At 62.2% G+C, this 20,722-nt stretch carries 21 protein-coding genes and 1 pseudogene; 13 read left to right on the plus strand and 9 right to left on the minus strand.

All coding sequences use genetic code 11. The features are described 5' to 3' along the window. The first annotated feature begins 22 nt into the window (after window positions 1-22). The 6 genes from ehuC (at window position 23) to AC1Z24_RS18930 (ending at window position 7,450) form a co-directional block, all read left to right on the plus strand. Window positions 23-706 (plus strand): ectoine/hydroxyectoine ABC transporter permease subunit EhuC, encoded by a 684-nt coding sequence (ehuC, locus tag AC1Z24_RS18905; protein WP_259108624.1) that lies wholly within the window; start codon window positions 23-25, stop codon window positions 704-706. Next, window positions 703-1,353: an ectoine/hydroxyectoine ABC transporter permease subunit EhuD gene (gene ehuD, locus AC1Z24_RS18910; RefSeq protein ID WP_483742167.1), complete on the plus strand. Its 651-nt coding sequence runs from the start codon at window positions 703-705 to the stop codon at window positions 1,351-1,353. The genes ehuC and ehuD overlap by 4 nt, the downstream gene beginning before the upstream one ends. After that, window positions 1,346-2,137: an amino acid ABC transporter ATP-binding protein gene (locus AC1Z24_RS18915; RefSeq protein WP_483742168.1), complete on the plus strand. Its 792-nt coding sequence runs from the start codon at window positions 1,346-1,348 to the stop codon at window positions 2,135-2,137. Before ehuD ends, AC1Z24_RS18915 begins: the two co-directional genes overlap by 8 nt. A 196-nt stretch (window positions 2,138-2,333) precedes the next feature. Beyond that, window positions 2,334-3,434 carry an alkene reductase gene (locus AC1Z24_RS18920; RefSeq protein WP_483742169.1) on the plus strand — a complete coding sequence of 367 codons (1,101 nt, stop codon included), beginning with the start codon at window positions 2,334-2,336 and terminating at the stop codon, window positions 3,432-3,434. Between the two features lie 140 nt (window positions 3,435-3,574). Continuing rightward, complete coding sequence (locus tag AC1Z24_RS18925) at window positions 3,575-4,909, plus strand: LLM class flavin-dependent oxidoreductase (RefSeq protein ID WP_483742170.1); 1,335 nt, start codon at window positions 3,575-3,577, stop codon at window positions 4,907-4,909. 108 nt (window positions 4,910-5,017) lie between these two features. Beyond that, window positions 5,018-7,450, plus strand: coding sequence for a TonB-dependent receptor plug domain-containing protein (locus tag AC1Z24_RS18930; RefSeq protein ID WP_483742171.1), 2,433 nt, complete (start codon window positions 5,018-5,020; stop codon window positions 7,448-7,450). A gap of 3 nt (window positions 7,451-7,453) precedes the next feature. Here the strand turns inward: AC1Z24_RS18930 and AC1Z24_RS18935 are convergent, their stop codons facing one another. Together AC1Z24_RS18935 and AC1Z24_RS18940 are read right to left on the minus strand one after the other, a co-directional pair. Next, window positions 7,454-7,825 carry a c-type cytochrome gene (locus tag AC1Z24_RS18935; protein WP_259108640.1) on the minus strand — a complete coding sequence of 124 codons (372 nt, stop codon included), beginning with the start codon at window positions 7,823-7,825 and terminating at the stop codon, window positions 7,454-7,456. Between the two features lie 227 nt (window positions 7,826-8,052). Next, window positions 8,053-8,892 carry an IclR family transcriptional regulator gene (locus AC1Z24_RS18940; RefSeq protein WP_483742172.1) on the minus strand — a complete coding sequence of 280 codons (840 nt, stop codon included), beginning with the start codon at window positions 8,890-8,892 and terminating at the stop codon, window positions 8,053-8,055. A 241-nt stretch (window positions 8,893-9,133) separates the two neighbouring features. Between AC1Z24_RS18940 and AC1Z24_RS18945 the strand changes: the two genes are divergently transcribed. From AC1Z24_RS18945 to AC1Z24_RS18975, 7 genes are read left to right on the plus strand one after another with little or no spacing between them, the layout of a single operon-like run. Next, a complete protein-coding gene (locus AC1Z24_RS18945; RefSeq protein WP_483742173.1) occupies window positions 9,134-10,162 on the plus strand; it encodes an ABC transporter ATP-binding protein in 1,029 nt (342 codons plus the stop codon). After that, on the plus strand, window positions 10,159-11,031 hold the full coding sequence (locus AC1Z24_RS18950) for an ABC transporter permease (protein WP_483742174.1): 873 nt from the start codon (window positions 10,159-10,161) through the stop codon (window positions 11,029-11,031). The genes AC1Z24_RS18945 and AC1Z24_RS18950 overlap by 4 nt, the downstream gene beginning before the upstream one ends. Before the next feature lie 2 nt (window positions 11,032-11,033). Further along, on the plus strand, window positions 11,034-11,828 hold the full coding sequence (locus AC1Z24_RS18955; protein WP_483742175.1) for an ABC transporter permease: 795 nt from the start codon (window positions 11,034-11,036) through the stop codon (window positions 11,826-11,828). Between the two features lie 9 nt (window positions 11,829-11,837). Further along, complete coding sequence (locus AC1Z24_RS18960; RefSeq protein ID WP_483742176.1) at window positions 11,838-12,128, plus strand: (2Fe-2S)-binding protein; 291 nt, start codon at window positions 11,838-11,840, stop codon at window positions 12,126-12,128. Between the two features lie 34 nt (window positions 12,129-12,162). Next, complete coding sequence (locus tag AC1Z24_RS18965; RefSeq protein ID WP_483742177.1) at window positions 12,163-13,524, plus strand: FAD/NAD(P)-dependent oxidoreductase; 1,362 nt, start codon at window positions 12,163-12,165, stop codon at window positions 13,522-13,524. Continuing rightward, on the plus strand, window positions 13,521-14,705 hold the full coding sequence (locus tag AC1Z24_RS18970) for an NAD(P)/FAD-dependent oxidoreductase (protein ID WP_483742178.1): 1,185 nt from the start codon (window positions 13,521-13,523) through the stop codon (window positions 14,703-14,705). The genes AC1Z24_RS18965 and AC1Z24_RS18970 overlap by 4 nt, the downstream gene beginning before the upstream one ends. Further along, a complete protein-coding gene (locus tag AC1Z24_RS18975) occupies window positions 14,702-15,754 on the plus strand; it encodes an ABC transporter substrate-binding protein (protein ID WP_259108654.1) in 1,053 nt (350 codons plus the stop codon). The genes AC1Z24_RS18970 and AC1Z24_RS18975 overlap by 4 nt, the downstream gene beginning before the upstream one ends. Before the next feature lie 126 nt (window positions 15,755-15,880). Here AC1Z24_RS18975 and AC1Z24_RS18980 read toward each other — a convergent pair whose 3' ends face one another. From AC1Z24_RS18980 to phnL, 7 genes and pseudogenes are all read right to left on the minus strand, one after another. After that, window positions 15,881-16,156, minus strand: coding sequence for a hypothetical protein (locus AC1Z24_RS18980; RefSeq protein ID WP_483742179.1), 276 nt, complete (start codon window positions 16,154-16,156; stop codon window positions 15,881-15,883). Between the two features lie 729 nt (window positions 16,157-16,885). Continuing rightward, window positions 16,886-17,015: pseudogene (locus tag AC1Z24_RS18985) on the minus strand (OprD family outer membrane porin); the annotation flags it as partial. A 129-nt stretch (window positions 17,016-17,144) separates the two neighbouring features. Beyond that, window positions 17,145-17,369, minus strand: a complete 225-nt coding sequence (locus AC1Z24_RS18990; protein WP_483742180.1) for a hypothetical protein — start codon at window positions 17,367-17,369, stop codon at window positions 17,145-17,147. Window positions 17,370-17,566: 197 nt separating this feature from the next. Next, window positions 17,567-18,316 carry a phosphonate metabolism protein PhnP gene (gene phnP / locus AC1Z24_RS18995; protein ID WP_483742181.1) on the minus strand — a complete coding sequence of 250 codons (750 nt, stop codon included), beginning with the start codon at window positions 18,314-18,316 and terminating at the stop codon, window positions 17,567-17,569. Beyond that, entirely contained in the window at window positions 18,307-18,873 is a 567-nt protein-coding gene (gene phnN, locus AC1Z24_RS19000; RefSeq protein WP_483742182.1) for a phosphonate metabolism protein/1,5-bisphosphokinase (PRPP-forming) PhnN, read from the minus strand. Before phnN ends, phnP begins: the two co-directional genes overlap by 10 nt. Then, window positions 18,873-20,018 carry an alpha-D-ribose 1-methylphosphonate 5-triphosphate diphosphatase gene (locus AC1Z24_RS19005; protein WP_483742183.1) on the minus strand — a complete coding sequence of 382 codons (1,146 nt, stop codon included), beginning with the start codon at window positions 20,016-20,018 and terminating at the stop codon, window positions 18,873-18,875. Before AC1Z24_RS19005 ends, phnN begins: the two co-directional genes overlap by 1 nt. Beyond that, window positions 20,012-20,719 carry a phosphonate C-P lyase system protein PhnL gene (phnL, locus tag AC1Z24_RS19010; RefSeq protein WP_483742184.1) on the minus strand — a complete coding sequence of 236 codons (708 nt, stop codon included), beginning with the start codon at window positions 20,717-20,719 and terminating at the stop codon, window positions 20,012-20,014. The genes AC1Z24_RS19005 and phnL overlap by 7 nt, the downstream gene beginning before the upstream one ends. Window positions 20,720-20,722: the final 3 nt, after the last annotated feature.

Raw genomic sequence — 20,722 nt, forward strand, 5'->3', positions numbered from 1 at the left:
TTAACCCACACGAGTACAGGCCATGTTCTTCGATTCTCCGGCCATGGATACGGCCCGCTTTATCGCCAGTCAACTGGCGAGCGGTGCTTGGGTCACGCTGAAGATCACTTTCTTCGCCGAGCTGATTGTATTGCTGCTGTCCTTCGTCATCGCCTTGATGCGCCTGTCGCCGTGGCGGGTCGTGCGTTGGGTGGCGACGCTGTATGTCGAGGTCCTGCGCGGGATTTCGGCCCTGGTCCTGCTGTTCTACCTGTTCTTTATCCTGCCGCTGTTCGGTATCAGCCTGTCGCCCATGACCACCGGGATACTCGGCCTGGGCCTGACCTTCTCGGCCTATGGGTCGGAGATCGTCCGCTCGGCCCTGGTCAATGTGAGCCATGGCCAGCGTGATGCCGTGCGTGCCCTGGACTTCAGCCCGCTGACAGCTCTGCGCCGGATCATCCTGCCTCAGGCTCTGCCGTTCATGCTGCCACCCCTGGGTAACCAACTGGTGGAGCTGATGAAGACCACCTCGCTGGTCTCGCTGATTACCCTCACCGACCTGACCTTCTCCGGCGCGCAACTGGTCACGACCCTGGGTCAGCAGAGCCTGATCTGGAGCATCGTGCTGGTCTGCTACTTCGTCATGGCCTGGCCGCTGAGCTGGGCGGTACGCCGCTATGAGCAACACATCAGCGCCTGGCGGCGTGCCGGGAGCAGCGCATGAATTTCGATTTCGCCTTTGCCTGGTCGATCGTCCCGGAACTGCTGCAAGGCCTGCTGGTGACGGTGCAGGTGGTGCTGCTCGGCTTTCTCCTGGCGATACTGGTCGGCCTGCTGCTGGCGCTGGCACAACGCGCCCCCGGCAAGCTGCTGCCAAGACTGTGCCGCGCCTACCTGAGCTTCTTTCGCAATACACCTTTGATGGTGCAACTCTACGTGCTGTTCTTCGCCCTGCCGCTTGCCGGTCTCACCCTGCCCGCCTTCAGCACCGGCGTCATTGGCCTGGGCCTGTATTACGGCGCCTACATTGCCGAAGCCTTTCGCGGCGCCATCGAGGGTGTTCCCACCGGGCAATGGCAAGCCGCCCGAGCCCTGGACTTCGACCCTGCCACCACTTGGCGCCGGATCATCCTGCCGCAAACCGTCAAACCCATGCTGCCGATCCTCGGCAACTACCTGATCGGCATGTTCAAGGAGACGCCCCTGCTGGCGGTGATCACCATTCCCGAGCTGTTCCAGGCCGCCAAGCAGGTGGCAGGCATGACCTATCGCTACAACGAGCCCTACACCCTGATGGCGCTGATGTTTCTGCTGATCAGCGTGCCGACTTCCCTGTTCTTCAACTATCTGGAGCGCCGCCGCCATGTCTGATTTCGAACCCGTCCCGCGCATGGCACCCGCGCAGATCCAGCTGAATCAAGTGGTCAAGGATTTCGGTGCGACCAGGGTCATCGACCATCTCGACCTGAGCATCCCCCAGGGCCAGAAAGTCGCCCTGATCGGCCCCAGCGGCTCGGGCAAATCCACAGTCCTGCGCCTGATCAAGGGCCTGGAAAGCTATCAGCACGGCAGCATCGAAGTGGCCGGCGATCCGGTCCCTGCGCGCAAAAGCCGCTGGCGCTGGCCGGGCACGCCTAAGCCTGCCGTGGTTCATCGAGTCGGCATGGTCTTTCAGCAATTCAACCTGTTCCCACACCTGAGCGTGCGGGAAAACATCACCGAGGCGCCGCTTCAGGTACTGCAAGTCAGCCGTGAGGAAGCCCTGGATCGTGCCGCCCATTACCTGGGCCTGGTCGGGCTGGCGCACAAGGCCGATGCCTACCCCAGCCAGCTATCCGGCGGCCAACAGCAGCGTGTGGCCATCGCCCGCGCCCTGGCCATGCGTCCGCAAGTCATGCTGTTCGATGAAGTGACCTCGGCCCTCGATCCGGAACTGGTCGGCGAAGTGCTGGCGGTGATCCGGGCCATCGCCCATGAGCAGCAGATGACCATGTTGCTGGTCACCCACGAAATGAAATTCGCCCAGGATATCGCCGACCGGGTGCTGTTCATGGAAGGCGGACGCATCGTTGCCGACGGTTCTGCCGAACAAATCCTGCTCAATCCGGACAACGAACGTACCCGGCGGTTTCTCAATCGTGTAGAGCAGCGTTGAGCGAAAAATCACACCAACTCAAATAATTATAAAAATATATGAATTTATTAAAACCATAAAATACGTTTAATTAATAATTAACTTATTCCAAAAAAGACTTTCACTCCAGTTTTTTATAGAGATATGTTCACTCCATAGAGACCGACCCCATGCCTGGCGGAGGCCGTAACCCAAGCCCCCCCAGGAATAGTCTCTCATGAGCTCACTTCTGCACCAGAGTGCCACCCTCGGCGCCCTTAGCCTGCCTAACCGCATCATCATGGCGCCGCTCGGCCGCGCCCGCTCCGACCACGATAATCGTCAGCCCCTGCCCCGCGTCCGCACTTACTACGAGCAGCGCGCCAGCGCCGGGCTAATCATCTCCGAAGCCACTCACGTATCCGCCGAAAGCGTCAGCCGTCCGGGTGGCTCGGCGATTCACGATGACGCTCAGGTAGAAGCCTGGAAACCCGTCACGAAAGCGGTGCATGACGCAGGCGGGCGGATCTTCCAGCAGCTGTTTCACCTCGGACGCAAGGCGCACTCCTCGCGCCTGCCCGACAACGCCCTGCCTGTCGCGCCTTCGGCCATTGCCGCAATAGGTGAAGTGCCAACTGCCGAGGGCTTGCAACCCTTTCCCGTGCCGCGCGCCCTGGGCCGGGACGAAATCGCCCGACGGGTCGACGACTTCCGCCTGGCCGCGCGCAACTCAGGCCGTGCCGGCTTTGATGGCGTGGAAATCCACGGCGCCAACGGCTACCTGATCGATCAGTTCCTGCGCGACGGCAGCAATCAGCGTGACGATGACTACGGCGGCTCGGTGGAGAATCGCGCACGCTTTCTGCTGGAGATTGTCGACGGCGCGATTGCCGAACTGAGCGCCGCCCGGGTCGGCGTGCGGATCTCGCCGCATTTCGCCGTGGACGGCATCAGCGACAGCGACCCCGTCGCGCTCTACAGCCATGTCGCCCGGGAATTGCAGGCACGCGCGATTGCCTACCTGCACCTGATCGAACCGGACGCCATCCCCCCGGAAAAACGCCTGGCGCCAAGGCTGCGCGAGCTGTTCAAGGGTGCGCTGATTCTCGCCGGAGAGTTTGACCAGGACAGCGCACAACGGGCTATCGAACAGGGTCGTGCCGACTTTGTTGCCTTCGGCCGGTTGTTTATCGCCAATCCGGATCTGGTCGCGCGTTTTCGTCAACGGGCAGCACTCAATAGCGCCGACGAAGCCAGTTTCTACGTCGGCGGTGACCAGGGCTATATCGACTATCCGTTTCTGCAAGACCTGCGCAGCAAACAGCCTCTGACAGCCTGACCCGACTTAATTTTGTTGGAGCGAGGCTTGCCCGCGAACAGGTCCATGCACCGTGGAAATTTTTCGCGGGCAAGCCTCGCTCCAACGGGTCCGCTGACTTCCAACAGGCCTCAACACCTCCACTCACGAAGGACATGAACATGAGCAAACGTCAGCTGCATTTCGGCGCCATCCTCACCGGCGTCGGCACCGATCAACAGGAATGGCTGCACCCGGAAATCCCCGGTGATGCCAGCATCAATATCGACTGGTACAAGCAACAGGCCCGGGCCGCCGAGGCCGCGCATTTTGACTTCGTGTTTATCGTCGACAGCCCCTACATCACGCCGGACTCGGCGCCGCACTTCCTCAATCGCCTGGAGCCTCTGACCCTGCTTTCGGCCCTGGCCGGGGCCACGGACAAGATCGGTCTGGTGGCGACCCTGACCACCTCCTACACCGAACCTTTCAACGTCGCCCGCCAGTTCGCCTCCCTGGACCAGATCAGCCACGGTCGCGCGGGCTGGAATGTGGTGACCACCGGGCTGGAAGGCGCGGCAGGCAACTTCGGCCGCGAGCAGCATATCGACCACGGCGAGCGCTATCGCCGGGCTCTGGAGCATGTGCAGGTGGTTCAGGGCCTGTGGGACAGCTACGAGGACGACGCTTTTCCTCGCGACAAGGCCCATAAGCGCTTTATCGACCCGAGCAAGCAGCATCGCCTGAATCATCGCGGCGAGTTCTTCTCGGTCACCGGGCCGCTGAATATCTCCCGCTCGGCCCAGGGCCAGCCGGTGATTTTCCAGGCCGGGGTATCTGAATCCGGGCGTAGCCTGGCAGCCAATATCGCCGAGGGAATTTTCGCCGGGGTCGATAACTTCGAGGACGCAAAGGAGTACTACGCCGATATCAAGAAGCGCACCGCCCAGGCCGGCCGAGATCCAGCGCAGGTACTGCTGTTCCCCGGCATCAGCCCGATCATCGCCGATACCGATGAAGAGGCCCTGGCGATTCAGCGTGAGCGCGACGGCGAAATCGATCTAGGCAAAGCCTTGGTGCAACTGGGCCGCCCATTCAACTACCACGACTTCAAGCAATACGAACTGGACGCCCCCTTCCCGGAACTCGGCGATCTGGGCAGTAACGGTTACCGCGGCCATGCCGAACGCATCAAGCGTGTTGCCAAAGAGAAAGGCCTGACCCTGCGCGAAACCGCCCTGCGCTTTGCCCGCCCGTTTACCGGCTTTGCCGGCTCGCCCCTGACCGTGGCCAACGAGATCGAGCGCTGGTTTACCGAGGGCGCAGTGGACGGCTTCAATATCCGCATCGGCGCGCCCAGCGAGTTTGCCCGCTTCACCGACGAAGTCCTGCCGATCCTGCGTGAGCGCGGCCTGTTCCGCACTGAATACGAGACCAGCACCCTGCGCGGCCATCTGGGCATCGACGTCCCACAGAACCGCCACAGCGTGCAGACGCTCCTGGCCGCCAGCGCCTGACACCCTCTGCTGCCCCTGAGCGGGGCAGCGTCTCCCTGACTTTCACCTGACTTTGCCAGCTGTACCCGCACCAAGGGCCAGTGCCAGTTTTAATGGACTATTGCCGACATGCCCGACACTTTTACGCCTGCTGTAAACAAGCCTTTGCCCTTTTCTGCCCTGACCGCCTGCCTGCTGCTGGCCGCCGCCTCACCCTTCGCCGAAGCTGCCAGCGATGACACCCACCTGGATACCGTTACGGTAATTTCCACCGGCGTGCGCGGCCAGCAACGCACCGTGGCCGACAGCCCGGCACCCATCGATGTGATCAACAGCGACCAGTTGCTCAAGACCGGCCGCGCCGAGTTGTCCGAGGCGATTTCCAAGCTGCTGCCCTCGTTCAACTTCGGCACCAATATCGCCGGCTACAACTCGGTGACCCGCCCTCTGAGCAACCGCAGCCTCGGTCCGGCCTACACATTGGTATTGGTCAACGGCAAGCGGCGACACAATGGCGCCACCGGCCAGCGTGGCTCTATCGATAACAGCGGCGCCAATGCCGTGGATATCGATCTGATTCCGGTCAGCGCGGTCGACCATATCGAAGTACTCAAGGACAGCGCCGCCGCCCAGTACGGCTCGGACGCCGTAGCCGGGGTGATCAATATCATCCTCAAGTCCGGCAACTCCGGCGGCCATCTGGAAAGCACCTACGGCAAGCTGTTTTCCGGCCAGGGCGAGAGCATCAAGGTGGCCGGTGACGAAGGTTTCAAGCTGGGCGAAAGCGGCTACTTTCACTTCGCCGCCGATGCCCGCAAGCGCGGTGATGCCTCGTGGAACGGCAAGGCTGACAGCAGCGTCAAGGCCTTCAAGGATCCGGTCAAGGAAGCGGCCTGGGACCGGGTAGCGATCAAGAATGGCGACCCCGATCTCAAGGCCTTCAACCTGGCCTACAACGCCGAATTACCGCTGGATAACCTGACCCTGTACTCCTTCTCCACCTACGGCGAACGCGATGCCGAGGCTGCCAACTATTTCCGCCTGCCCACCGGCACCGCAGCGGTTCCCGAGGTGTTCCCCGATGGTTACTACCCGCTGAACAATATCAAGGACCGCGACTACCAGTTCCTGTTTGGCGGCAAAGGTGAAGTGGCCGACTGGAACTGGGACCTGAGCACCACTTACGGGCGCAACAATGTCCATCACTCCAGCGACCTGAATATCAACCCGTCCCTGGGTACCGCGTCACCGACCAAATTCGATAACCTGGCAACCTTTCGCTTCGAGCAGTGGGTCAACAACCTCGACTTCACCCGCCGCTATGACAGCCTGTTCAACCTGACTTCACCGGTGCAGGTATCGGCCGGGGTCGAGCATCGCTGGGAGCACTTCAGTACCTTTGCCGGGGAACCGGATGCCTATATCACCGGCAGTTACCCGGCGGCGTCCGGCGCCCAGGCGGCAGTGACCATTCGCCCGGAAGATGAAGTCAGCCTGATCCGCAATAACTACGCGGGTTATCTGGACCTGGGTTTCGACCTCACTGAGCGCTGGTTCCTCGATGTGGCCGGACGGATCGAGCATTACGACGATGATTCCGGCAATACCTTCGGCCTGAAAGTGAACTCGCGCTATGAACTGACCGACAGCGTCGCCGTGCGCGGCACCGTCGGCACCGGCTTTCGTGCGCCTTCACTGACCCAGATCGGTTACACAGTGGCGGACAACCGGGTCGCCACCGACGTCAACGGCAACGTGGTCCCGGCTGTTACCCGCCTGACGCCGTCGGGCAGCAACCTGGCCAAGGCGCTGGGCGGCGATGACCTCAAGCCGGAGAAATCGCGCAACGCCGGCCTGGGCCTGACCTGGCAACCGGCGCCACGCACCAGTATCACCGCCGATGCCTACCTGATCGATATCGATGACCGCATCGCCCTGACCAGCAATATCTACGACCAGGGCAATGGTGTGATCAACGGCATCCTGCGGGCCCAGGGCGTGCCCACCGGCACCTGGGTCAACTACTACACCAACGCCTTCGACACCCGCACCCGCGGCCTCGACATCGTCGCCGACCACAGCACGCCACTGGATGCCTGGGGCGATGTGCGCTGGAGCCTGGGTTTCAACTGGAACAAGACCACCATTGAAGGCGTGCGCGATACCCCGTCATCCCTGAGCAATTCCGGTGTGGTACTGGTCGGTCGTGACCGTGAAGGCGACCTCACTGAAGCGTCGCCCAAGACCAAATGGATTCTCGGCGCCAACTGGAAGCTCGACGACCTGGCGGTCAACCTGCAGACCAGCCGCTATGGCGCGGTCAAGACCCTGGCGGTCAACCCCACGGGCGACCGCAGCTTCGGCGCCAAATGGATCACCGACCTGGACGTCAGCTACACCTTCATCGACCACCTGACCGTCAGCCTCGGCGGCACCAATATCTTCGATGTACGCCCGGACAAACACGCGGTGTACAGCAACCTGGGCCTGGCGCCGTATGGCAACCCACCGTTCTATCCTGGGGGTGGCTACTGGTATACGAAGATTGCCTACGACTTTTAACCGCTACGGGTGATCCGCCTTCAAAAACTCCAGCAAGTCGGCAATCTTGTCATCATCGCTGATGCCCCAGTAACTCATGCGCGTACCGGGCACCACGGCGGTTGGGTCCTTGATAAAGGCCGGCAGGGTGTCGGCGCCCCAGACGATGCCCGAGGCTTTCAGTTGCGGGGTGTAGTTGTAGTCGGCGGTGCTCCCGGCCTTGCGCCCGAACAGACCGTTCAACTCCGGCCCGAATGCGGCGCGGGCTTCGGGACCGACCTTGTGGCAGCGATTGCAGATGCGCATGTAGGTCGCTTTGCCCGCCTCGAAATCGGCGGCATGGGAGGTAACGGTCAAGGCGGCCAGGGCCAGGGCGAACAGGGCCTTGGTTTTCATTGGGCAGATTCCGGACGTGCAAACTGGCAATGATGCCAGCAGTGGCGCAGGATTTCATTGATGCACGCTAATCTAATATTGTGGGAGCGAGGCTTGCCCGCGAATTGGGCGACGTGATAATCCAGGCTCACCGCAGCCAGATCTTCGCGGGCAAGCCTCGCTCCAACGGGTCAGTGCTTTCTAAGCCACAACGCTGTGTCAGAGGCGCTGCGGGATCTCGTCCCAATTCAGACCTCCTGCTGCCCGAATACCTGTGAAGGCCGCCGCAACAGCGGATCGAACGGGTTGATCCGGGCGCTGATGGTCAATGCCTCGCGCTTGAGCATCTCCACCACCGTGGGCATGCGCTCGGGGTTGAGGCGGTCGCTGATGGTGGCCACGCTCAGGGCGGCCACGGCGCGGCCTTCGCGGTCGAGGATCGGCACCGCCAGGCCGGCCATGCCCGGCAGCACCCCGGTATTGCGCGCGGCATAGCCCAGGCGGCGCACATTATCGACTTCCGAGCGCAGGAACACTTCGTCGTACAGATGGAAATCCCGCAGGCGCGGCAGGTTGTAGTGGATCACTGTTTCGCGCTCGTCTTCAGGCAGGAAGGCGAGGATTGCCAGGCTGCCCTGGCCGACGCCCAACGCCACGCGTCCGCCGATATCGCCGGTAAAGGTGCGGATCGGGTACGGCCCCTCGCTGCGATCCAGGCAGATCGCGTCAAAGCCACTGCGCGCCAGCAGAAACAGCGAATCCCCAAGCGATGCCGACAAACGCAGCAGGCTCGGTCGCGCCAGTTCGCGCAGATTACCGGCCTTGCCCGCATTGGCCGCCAGAGCGAAGAACTCCAGGCTCAGACGATAACGCTTGCTGCGCTGATCCTGCTCGACAATGCCCTCTTCCATCAGGCTGCGCAGCAAGCGATGGGTGGTGGGCTGGGACAGGCCGACCTGCTGGGCCAGTTGCGTGACCCGTTCGCCGTCACCGCTGCCATTACCCAGGCTACGCAGCACTGCAAACAGACGAGAGACCGCACCAACGCCGACTCCTTTTGCCTCTTCATTCCGATCAGTGGAATTCATATTTGTCTTTTTAACCTTTTAATTCACTCATCGAATGAAACTGAAAATACTTGTTGATTCAGTGAAATCCCCTCTTTCGCGCATCCTAGCCTTCGTCCTACTCTGCGTCCACAGGGGCGATTTGAACAATCATCGGTAGCAGCCACAGAGCTAGCACCAACGTCCAAAGCGGTAAGTCATTTCGCATCTGCCCATAACAAACGCACGCGTTGCCGTGCACGCAAAAAGGTGGAACGCAGCTATGGCTTTTCTGCAACTCGAACGTCTGGGCAAGCGCTATGGCGCAATCGACGCCGTGGTCGCCACTGACCTGGCCGTGGACAAAGGCGAATTCGTTTCCCTGCTTGGCCCCTCCGGCTGCGGCAAGACCACCACCCTGCAAATGATCGCCGGCTTCGTCGAAGTCAGCAGCGGTCGCATCCTCCTCGATGGCCGCGACATCACCCACGCCAAACCCGCCAGCCGCGGCCTGGGCGTGGTGTTCCAGAGCTATGCCCTGTTCCCCCATATGACCGTGGCCGACAACGTCGCCTTCGGCCTGCGCATGCGCAAAGTCAGCCCGGCCGATATCCAGCAGCGCGTGGCCCGGGTGCTGAAACTGGTGCGTCTGGACATGCACGCCACCCGCTACCCCCGCGAACTGTCCGGCGGTCAGCGTCAGCGCGTGGCCCTGGCACGGGCCCTGGTGATCGAGCCGCCGGTGTTGCTGCTCGACGAGCCGTTGTCCAACCTCGACGCCAACCTGCGCGAAGAAATGCAGTTCGAGATCCGCCGCATCCAGCGCGAAGTCGGCATCACCACCTTGATGGTCACCCACGATCAGGCTGAAGCCCTGTCCATCAGCGACCGGGTGGTGGTCATGCAGGCCGGGCGCATCACCCAGATCGACGCGCCCTACGACCTCTACGAACACCCGCGCACCGAGTTCATCTCCGGTTTCGTCGGCAAGGCCAACCTGTTGCAGGGCGACCACGACAGTAACGGCCGTGCGCAAGTCCGCCAGAGCAGCGGCAACGGCGCCCTGACCCTGAGCCTGCGCCCGGAGAAAATCGACCTGGTGCCTGCGGGCGAAGGCCGTTTGCAGGGCAAAGTGCTGACCCGTTATTTCCTCGGCAGCCAATGGCTGTATCGCATCGACACCCTGATCGGCGAAGTCACCGTGGTGCGCCGCAACAATGGCGATGCCCCGCTGGCCGAAGGCATCGCCGTCGGCCTGGACTGGCCAGCAGAGTTGCTGCGCGTACTGGCCGCCGATGAGGCCCGGCCATGAGCATGCTCACTGCCATGCGCCGGGGTGGGCGCGGTTATCTGTTGTCGGCTCCGGCGCTGATTCTGTTCGTCAGCCTGTTGGTGCTGCCGCTGTTGCTGACCGTGGTCCTGTCGTTCAACGTGTTCGACTACGACAAAGGGGTCAAGGACGGCGCCTATACCCTGGCCAACTACCTGGCCGTGGTCAGCGACTCCTACTTCTACGAGATTTTCTTCCGCACCTTCTGGATCAGCGCTCTGGTCACCCTGCTCTGCGTGGTGATCGGTGTACCCGAGGCCTACATCCTCAGCCGCATGGGCACGCCCTGGCGTTCGATTTTCCTGATCCTGATCCTTACCCCGCTGCTGATTTCGGTGGTGGTGCGGGCCTTTGGCTGGAGCCTGTTACTCGGTGCCGACGGCCTGATCAATCAGGCGATCCAGGCCCTGGGCGGCAATCCGGTGAAACTGCTGTACACGCCGTTCGCCGTGGTGCTGGCGCTGGTCCATGTGATGCTGCCGTTCATGATCATTCCGGTGTGGACCTCGCTGCAGAAGCTCGACCCTGCCGCCGAACAGGCGGCGCTGTCCCTCGGCGCCAGCCAGTCTCGGGTGATGCACAGCGTGGTGCTGCCCCAGGTCATGCCCGGTGTGCTGTCCGGCACCCTGATCGTGTTCGGCCTGTCGGCCAGCTCCTTCGCCATTCCCGGCCTGCTCGGCGGACGACGGCTGAAGATGGTCGCCACCGTGGTCTACGACCAGTACCTCTCCGAACTGAACTGGCCCATGGGCGCGGCGATTGCTGTGGCCCTGCTGCTGATCAACCTGCTGGTCATGCTGTCGTGGAACCGCATGGTCGAAGGCCGCTACAAAAAGACCCTGGGGGAATGAGCATGTCGAGAAACGGCCCTCTGGCCCTGTCCTTTCACGCCCTGGTGGTGGTGTTCATGCTGGCGCCGCTGGTGGTGGTCTGCCTGGTGGCCTTCACCCCGGAAAACACCCTGAGCCTGCCGACGGCGGGCTTCTCCCTGCGCTGGTTCAAGGCCGTGTTCGAACGCGCCGACTTCATCACCGCGTTCTATAACAGCCTGACCCTGGCCTTTGTTTCGGCGAGCCTGGCGACCCTGATCGCCGTGCCTGCGGCACTGGCCATTACCCGACACAACTTCCCCGGTCGCGATTTTCTCAACGGCCTGTTCCTGTCGCCGATCATCATCCCGCACCTGGTACTGGGTGTGGCCCTGCTGCGCCTGTTTGCCCTGATGGGCGTCAACGGCAGCTTTGCCTGGCTGATGCTGGCCCACGTGGTGATCATCGTGCCCTACGTGCTGCGTCTGGTGATTGCTGCCGCCATCGGCATCGACCGCAGCGCTGAACAGGCCGCCGAATCCCTGGGCGCCAGTCGCTTCACCCTGTTTCGCCTGATCACCCTGCCGATGATCCTGCCCGGTGTGGCCGGGGGCTGGTTGCTGGCGTTCATCAACAGCTTCGATGAGGTGACCCTGTCGATCTTCGTCACCTCCCCGGCGACCCAAACCCTGCCGGTGCGCATGTATGTCTACGCCACCGAATCCATCGACCCGATGATGGCCGCCGTCTCGGCACTGGTCATCGCCCTGACCGCCGCCGCGATGATCCTGCTCGACCGTATCTACGGGCTCGACCGCGTGCTGGTCGGCAAACATTAAGGAAGGCTCATGGCCCTGTTCAAACGCCTGGTCGAACGCGACCGCCCGGCCCTGGCCTTCACCCTCGACGGCCAGCCCGCCAGCGGCCTGCTTGGCGACACCCTGCTGACCGCCGTGCTGACCAGCGAAGCGCACCTGCGCGGCAGCGATTTCAGCGCTCAACCGCGCGCCGGTTTCTGCCTGATGGGCGCCTGCCAGGACTGCTGGGTACGCCTGGCCGATGGCTCGCGGGTCCGGGCCTGCTCGACGCTGCTGGAAGCAGGGCATGAAGTGAGTCGGGAGCCGGGGAGATGCCTGTGAACCTACTTGAACCCGGATATTGATGGTGCCCGTAATGACTAATCCTCAGGTCGTAATAGTTGGCGCAGGCCCTGCCGGCATCACCGCCGCCCGGACCCTGTTCGACCATGGCATCCGCCCCTGTCTGATCGACGAAGGCCTGCGCGGTGGCGGGCAGATCTACCGGCGCCAGCCGCAGAACTTCAAGCGCGCGCCCAAGGATCTGTACGGCTTCGAAGCTGCCAAGGCCGTGGCCCTGCACAACACCCTCGACCAACTGGCCGAACAGATCGACTACCGCCCCCAGACCCTGGTGTGGAACGCCGAGGACAATCGCCTGGACACCGTGCGTGACAAGCGCGCCGGGCAGGTCGAATTCTCCCGGCTGATCGTCGCCAGCGGCGCCACTGACCGCATTCTGCCGGTGCCAGGCTGGACCCTGCCCGGCGTCTACAGCCTCGGTGCCGCGCAGATCGCCCTCAAGTATCAGGGCTGCGCCATCGGCCAGGACGTGGTGTTCGCCGGCAGCGGGCCGTTGCTCTATCTGGTCGCCTATCAATACGCCAAGGCCGGGGCGAAGGTTCGCGCCGTGCTCGACAGCGCGCCCTTCAGCGCCCAGTGCCGCGCCCTGCCCGCCCTGCTCGGGCAACCAGCGACCCTGGCCAAGGGCATTTATTACCGCAGCTGGCTGACCGCCCGTGGCATCCCGGTGCATCAGGGCGCCGACCTTTTTCGTATCGACGGCGAACGGCGAGTCAGCCGGGTTTACTGGCGCCAGAATGGCCAGGAAAAACACCTGGATTGCGACGCCGTGGCCTTCGCCCATGCCCTGCGCAGCGAAACCCAGCTGGCCGACCTGCTCGGCTGCGACTTCAACTGGAACCCGCTCAATCGCGCCTGGCTGCCAGCGCGCGACGCCGAGGGCCGCAGCAGTGTCAGCAATGTCTACCTGGCCGGTGACGGCGCCGGGATCATGGGCGCCGATGCCGCGCAAATGGCCGGTGAACTGGCGGCCCTGAGTCTGTTGGCTGATGAAGGCCAGGCCATCGACCGCACTCGCAGCGAGGATCTGCAACAGGAACTGGCGCGCATCAACCGTTTCCGCCAGGGCCTGGAAACCGCCTTCCCCTTCCCCGAGGACTGGGCAACTAACACTCCGGACGACACCCTGATCTGCCGCTGCGAAGAAATCAGCGCCGGACAGATTCGCGCCGTGGTCGACAACGGCCATTGGGAAATCAACCGGGTCAAGGCCATGTGCCGAGTCGGCATGGGCCGGTGTCAGGGACGCATGTGCGGGTCGGCGGCGGCGGAAATCGTCGCCCAGCGTTGCGCCCTGCCGGTGGAAGGTGTCGGCCGCCTGCGCGCCCAGGCACCCATCAAGCCCCTGCCCTTCGGTCTGGAGACAGAGCAATGAGCGGTGTGATCAATGTCGATGCCGTGGTCATGGGCGGCGGGATCGTCGGCAGCTCTGCCGCCCTGGCCCTGGCGCTGAAGGGCCAGCGCGTGGTTCTGCTGGAGCGGGATTTCTGCGGTTCCCATTCCAGCGGCGTCAACTATGGCGGCGTGCGTCGCCAGGGCCGTCCGTTGTCGCAACTGCCGCTGTCGCAACGGGCCCACGCCATCTGGGGCGGGTTGCGCGAGCTGATCGGCATCGACGGCGAATACCTGCGCTCCGGTCACCTGAAACTGGCCCGCAGCGAACAGGACATGGACGCCCTGCGTGCCTACGCCGAAGCCAGCCAAGGCTTTGGCCTGGACCTGCAACTGCTTGATCGCGAGCAACTGCGGGCGCGCTTTCCCTGGGCCGGAGATGTAGCGGTCGGTGCATCCTTATGTGCCGATGACGGCCACGCCAACCCGCGTCTGGTGTCTCCGGCTTTTGCCCAGGCGGCTAAACGTGCGGGTGCCCATGTCTTCGAACAGGCTGAAGTGGTCGAAGTTGAACACGATGGCCAGGCCTTCCTGATTCGTACCGCCTCGGGCCTGCATCTGCGTGCACCCTGGCTGCTGAACTGCGCCGGGGCATGGGCGGCGAAACTGGCCGGGCAATTTGGCGAGCCGGTGCCGATGCACTCCGGCCACCCGGCCATGTTGGTCACCGAGCCACTGCCGATGTTCATGGACGTCAGCACCGGCGTCGAAGGCGGCGGTATTTATGCGCGGCAAGTGGCCCGGGGCAACTGCGTGCTCGGGGGCGGCCAGGGCTTTGCCCTCGACCCGGCACGGGCCCGCCCCGGTCAGGCGGCGGTGCTGGAGATCCTGCGTAACGCCGTCGAACTCTATCCGCCCCTGGCTGGCGCCCAGGCCATCCGCACCTGGAGCGGCACCGAAGGCTACCTGCCCGACCGCGAACCGGTACTCGGCCCGAGCCTCAAGCAACCCGGCCTGCTCCACGGTTTCGGCTTTGCCGGCTCCGGCTTCCAGATCGGCCCGGCCGCAGGCGAAGCCCTGGCCGAGTGGGTCTGCGCCGGTCAATCAGCCATTAACCTCGATGCCTTTTCCATCGGGCGCTTTCAACCTGCGCCTGTAGCTGAATCGCCATTCGTCTTACCCCATAACGTCATCCCATTGCACAGAGGAAGGTCGTCAACATGAAAAACATGCAACGCATCGCACTCACAGGCCTGTCATGCCTGCCCCTGGCCGCCCTGCTCGCGTCCGCCCCCGCAGTGGCCGAACCGACGCTGTACCTGGGCATGAACGGCGGCACCATGGAGCGCCTGTACGCCGACCAGATCCTCCCGGCGTTCGAGAAAGCCAACAACGTCAAGGTCGTGATCGTGCCCGGCACTTCCTCGGACATCCTGGCCAAGGTCCAGGCCAACAAGGACAACCCGCAGATGCACGTTATCTTCCTCGATGACGGCATCATGTATCGGGCCATCTCCATGGGCCTGTGCGACAAGCTGCAAGACAGCGCGCCGCTGGCCGACATCCCGGCCAAGGGCAAGATCAAGGATCAGGCAGTGGCGGTAAACCTGGGCGTGACGGGCCTGGCGTACAACACCAAGATGTTCAAGGAAAACGGCTGGAGCGCGCCGACCTCCTGGATGGACATGGCCGACAAGCGCTACAAGGAAAAGCTGGTGTTCCAGTCGATGTCGTCCTCGACCTTCGGCCTGCACGGCTTCCTGATGTTCAACCGCATTCAGGGCGGCAGCGAAACCAACGTCGAACCGGGCTTCAAGGCCTGGCCGAAAACCATTGGCCCTAACGTGCTGGAATATATCGCCAGCTCCGCGAAGATCTCCGAGATGGTCCAGACCGGCGAAGCCGCAATCTTCCCCCTGACCCCGACCGGCGTCACCGCCCTCAAGCTCAAGGGCATCCCGGTGGAATACGCGCCACCGAAAGAAGGCGCCGTGGTCCTCAACGTCGCCGAATGCGTGATCGCCAAGAACGACCAGCCGGAACTGGCACAAAAACTCGCCGCCTTCCTCCTCACCCCCGAAGCCCAGGCCCCGGCGCTTGAACTCGGCGACCAGATCCCCTCCAACCCGAAAACCCCGACCAGCGACCGTACTCGCGGCCAGGTCGAAGCGATGAACAAGTATCTGGAAACGGCGGTGACTATTGATTGGGATCAGGTGAATCAACTGCGTCCGGAGTGGAATGCGCGGTGGAACAAGACGATTGAGCGGTAGACGATTGTAGGAAGATCACCGTTCACCGTTGGAGCGAGGCTTGCCCGCGAACGCGCAGGTTCAGCCTCCCTAGATGCGTCGAATGTACCGACGTATTCGCGGGCAAGCCTCGCTCCAACGCACCGCTTACAGCTTCTCAAGCCTCCTGCCAGCTCGAATCACCTCCAACACATCCACCCCATCACGCAGCAGCAGATACGCCGCATTGGCGAAACGTGGCAGATCGCGGTCGCAGGTATTGCTGAGGCTCAGACAAGTCACGCTTTCGAGCAGATCCGTGGCGACTTGGATGCGTTGGGTGGCGTAGTCGTGGAGGTCCTGTGAATCGGCGTGGGTGTCGATATACAGAGGGGGTGTGGCACTGGTGAGGGCAGTGAGTGGGATATAGCGATTCGTATGCATAATTGCGGTTCTCATGAGTTCAAGAACCGCCACCATCGTGACCAAACGATGGGTGGCGGACTGTGCACAGGTTGGTCAACCGGAGAACACGCAGCCGGCACGCCCGAAGGCGTCCCATACACAGCCGCCATGAAGCGTGCCGACATCGAAGATGCCTGCCTTTCAAGGAGACGCATACGCGTGTTCTGACAGGTGACCAAACCCGGTCGCTGATTTTGCAGCGACGGCGCGAACTATAGGGATGCAGGTTGGACGACGCAAGCCTGCAAGCAGAAAACCTACTCGGTAGTAGCGAACTTTTTCGCGAGCCGATGTGCCTGACTCTGCGCGCAAGAAAAGCTCGCCAACAAGTTGGCTCCTATCTGAGATTGGCCGCCGCATAAATTTTGTAGGACTTTTCCTTTTTTCTCCGGACTCAGTACTCATAGACATATTTAACTATGAGGCATTGCCGTGAATCCGAGAAGATATTAAATCTTGTCACACCCCCACTCGAATATTCGATAGACATGATAAGAGCCCATAATTACGCAATACTTTATTTTGAAAATCACACTTATATAGCCCCCCCAAAAAACAACTCATCAGCAGCGAAATTTATTGAAGAGCGACTTGCCCGTAGTGACGATAGTTCGGATCCGGATGATGAACTGGATGCACCGGCCTCTTCGCGGGCAAGCCTCGCTCCCACAGGGGGTGGCGGCGACTCAGGGAGCTAATTAAATCCGATCAGAATACGTTGACTGGATAATCAAAAATCACCCGATATTCATCAATACTATGGTCCACGGTTTTTTTACCGCTCGCCGCCTCTATTGGTCGCCCAGCGCAAACGCACGCCGAGGTTTTTCGCCGGGCCGCTGTACTGGGTATGACAGTAATGGAGGCCGGGGTTGAGCAGCCGGACGTTTATGCAGGCCGGTCTTTACATACTTATAAAAAGGCCGCTAAAACAGCGGCCTGGTAACGTTTCGACAAGAGCAAGGAATCAGGCATGACTGCCCTTGACTGTATCCGTCGGTGCAGCCGAAGCTTGCTGGGTCTTCAGGTCATCTTTCTTGCTGTTCTCATAGGCCAGCTGCTGTTGCTCAACCTTCTGTTCCTGAGCCATTGCCCGGGAGGCAAAGACCGGCGACTCTTCAGCCATGGCCAGGGGTGAAAAAAGAAAGGACGATAATACCAATGCGCCAGCAATACGAATGGAGCGTGACATGATAATAACCTTCTTGCGTGTGCAAGTTCTGTGTGGACGAGTTCAATATAGGAATCATCGACACATGAACCAAGTGAAGAGAAAGTTAGGGATATTTATATTATTTAAATGGGAGCGAATGAATTGGCCTGCAAAGCACGGTTTTAAACGCATTGATGATTTCATGCAGGAGCCAGCTTGCTGGCTCCCACAGGACCTCAGAAAACCACGCCATCACGCCCGATAACCACATTCCCCGGCAAACTGCGCGGCTGTTCCATCAGCCAGGCATCCAGGGTATGACCGATATGGGTCAGCACCGCCTGCCGGGGTTGCAGACGGGCAATGCTGTCCAGGGCCAGGGTCAGGTCATTGTGGTTGCGCGGCGCCTGGGGTTGTGGCGGTATGGAGCAGTCCAATACCAACAGGTCCAGTGACCGCCGCTGCAGCCGCTCAAGGGTGTCGTCCGGCAGGCCCACGGTGTCGGTGAGGTAAGCGATCAGGCGGTCATCGCCTTCGATCAGGTAGCCAAAGGTGGGTTTGGAATGGGTCAACGGCAAAGCCGTGACCTTCATCGCGCCCAGGTCGCGCTGTTCAAAGGCACTGAATGGCTGACTGAAATCGAGAATCCCCGGATGTTTGTAGAGGTCGGCCAGCCCTTCCTGGTCGGCCGGGCCATGTACCGGGATGATCAGCCCCTGACCCCAACGCAGGTGCAGCAGGCCTTGGGCGTGATCGGCATGATAGTGGGTTTGCAGGATGCCGCTCAGGCTATGGGGCGGGAAACGCTCGCAGAGGTCGGGCAGGCCGCTGTCGATCAGCCAGCGTTGTCCGGCGCACTCGACCAGGGCGCTGCAGGGTCGGCGGCGCAGGCCCGGGTCGGCAGTGGCCGCCTGACAAGCCGGACACTGGCAGCCATAGACCGGCACCTGGCGGGCATCGCCGGTGCCGAGCAGGGTCAGGCGCATAGGCGGGCGTGGGTGACGTGGTGCAGTAGCCGGGCGACGGTTTGTTGCAGGTCGCCGGAGTTATCCAGCACCAGCAGCCCCGGATGCTCGGCCAGCAGCTCCACGGTAAAGCGCCCGTTGCGGGCCAGGCGCGCCTCGATCTCGTCCTGAGTCTCGCGGCCACGGGCCAGCAGACGCTGACGCAGCACGGCATCATCGACCTTGAGCAACACTGCCAACAGGTGCGGATAGCGCTGCAAGGCCTGGGGCAGATAGCCCCGCGAACCATTGACCAGTACATCCAGGCCCTGGGCCAGCCAGTCGTCGATCTCCTTGGGGATACCGTAGTGCAAGCCGTTGGCCTGCCAGCTCATGGCGAACTCGCCACGGGCCTGCATGGCGTTGAATTGCTCTACGGTGACCGCCTGCGCGGCTTCCCCTACAGCCTCGGCCGAGCGGGTAATCACCCGGCGCACGATCCGACAGCCGTTGGCCGCAAGATCGTCCCGTGCAGCGTCCAGCAGGCTGTCCTTGCCTGAACCGGACGGCCCGATGAGATAGATCAACCTGCCTGTCATCAAAACACCCTCTTGGCCTGCCGCCAGACCTGCTGGATCACTGGCAGCGAACCCTGGGTCCGAGCCTGCAACAGGTCGGCACGCAACCCGACGCGAATTTCCCCGCGATCCTCAAGCCCGGCGGAGCGGGCGGGAGCGCGGCTGACCATGTTCATCGCCTGGGGCAAGTCACAATGACCGTCCTCTGCTGCCAGGACAAGCGCAGCCTGCAGCAGGCTGGCGGGATAATAGTCGCTGGACATAATATCCAATAGCCCTTGTTGCGCCAGACCCGCCGCCGCGACGTTGCCCGAGTGCGAACCGCCCCGTACCACATTGGGCGCCCCCATCAGCACATTCATGCCCAGGCGACGGCAGGCTTCAGCCGCTTCCAGTGTGGTAGGGAACTCGGCGATGGACATGCCATAACCGGCCGACTCCTCGACATGGGCCAGCGTTGCATCGTCGTGACTGGCCACCGACAGGCCGCGCTCAAGGCAGATCTCGACGATAGCGCGGCGATAACGGTCGCTGTACTCCCTGGAATTGCCTACCTGTTCGACGATAAAACCGTCCATTTCCGCTGCAGACAGATGGTATTTACCCATGTAGTACTCGCGGTACTTGGACTCCAGGGCAAATTGACGCTGACCCGGTGCGTGATCCATCACCGAGACCAGTTGCACCAGCGGCTGCTCCACCAGGTCGCGGAACACGCTCAGGGTGTCCGGGTGGCTGACTTCACAACGCAGGTGCAACAGGTGCTCGGCGCGGGTCTGCCCGGCGGCCTGGGCCTTGGCGATGGCCTCGAGCATGGATGGCAGCTGCTGCATGCGCTTGCCCTTGGGATTCACATCGCCAATGGACAGGGCGTCGAACACCGTAGTGATACCCGCCGCAACGATCTGCGCGTCATGGCTGAGCACGGCCGAGGCCGACGGCCAGTCGACACCGGGGCGCGGTGACAGATGTTTTTCCAGGTTGTCGGTATGCAGCTCGACCAACCCCGGCAGCAGGTAATCGCCCTGCAGGTCCACAGCCTGGGGTAACTGGCTGCGGCCCTCTTCCACCGCGCTGATCAGGCCGTCGCGCAGGACCACGGTGCCGAGGAACACACGGTCAGCGGTGACCACCTGGGCATTGGTCAGGATCTGTTCGTTCAGCATGGCAGGGGCTCCTTGGCAAGCGCGGTCATGTCCAGGTGGCGGTCGGCAATGGCCTGGCGCACGTTCTGGTCGTGGAAAATACCGATCAGGGCGGCACCGGCCTGACGGGCTTCATGCATCAGTTCCAGCACCACCTGGCGATTATTGTCGTCCAGAGAGGCAGTGGGTTCGTCCAGCAGCAAAATCGGCCAAGGCACCATGAAGCCCCGGGCGATATTGATGCGCTGCTGCTCGCCGCCGGAGAAGGTCCCCGGCGCCAGCTGCCACAGGCGCCGGGGAATGTTCAGGCGACTCAGCAGGGATTCGGCACGCTCACGCGCTTCGGCCTTCGACCAGCCACGGGCCAGGGCCGGTTCCATGACCACATCCAGGCTGGACACCCTTGGAATCACCCGCAGGAACTGGCTGACATAGCCCAACGTCTGTCGGCGCACGGCCAGTACGTCACGGGGCTCGGCGCCGACCAGCTCCAGCCAGTCGCCGTCATGTTGCACACGGATGCTGCCGCCCGCTGGCAAATAGTTGCCGTACAGCGTGCGCAGCAAGGTGCTTTTACCGGCACCGGAGTCGCCGTGCAGGACCAGGCATTCTGCGCCGCGCACGACGAAATTCAAGTGTTCGAGGACATTCAGCACCACACCGTTCTGCTGATGCAGGGTGAAGGTCTTCGAGAGGTCGCGGACCTCGATCAAGTTGCTCATCAG

This window comes from Pseudomonas sp. JL23 (assembly GCF_056933585.1).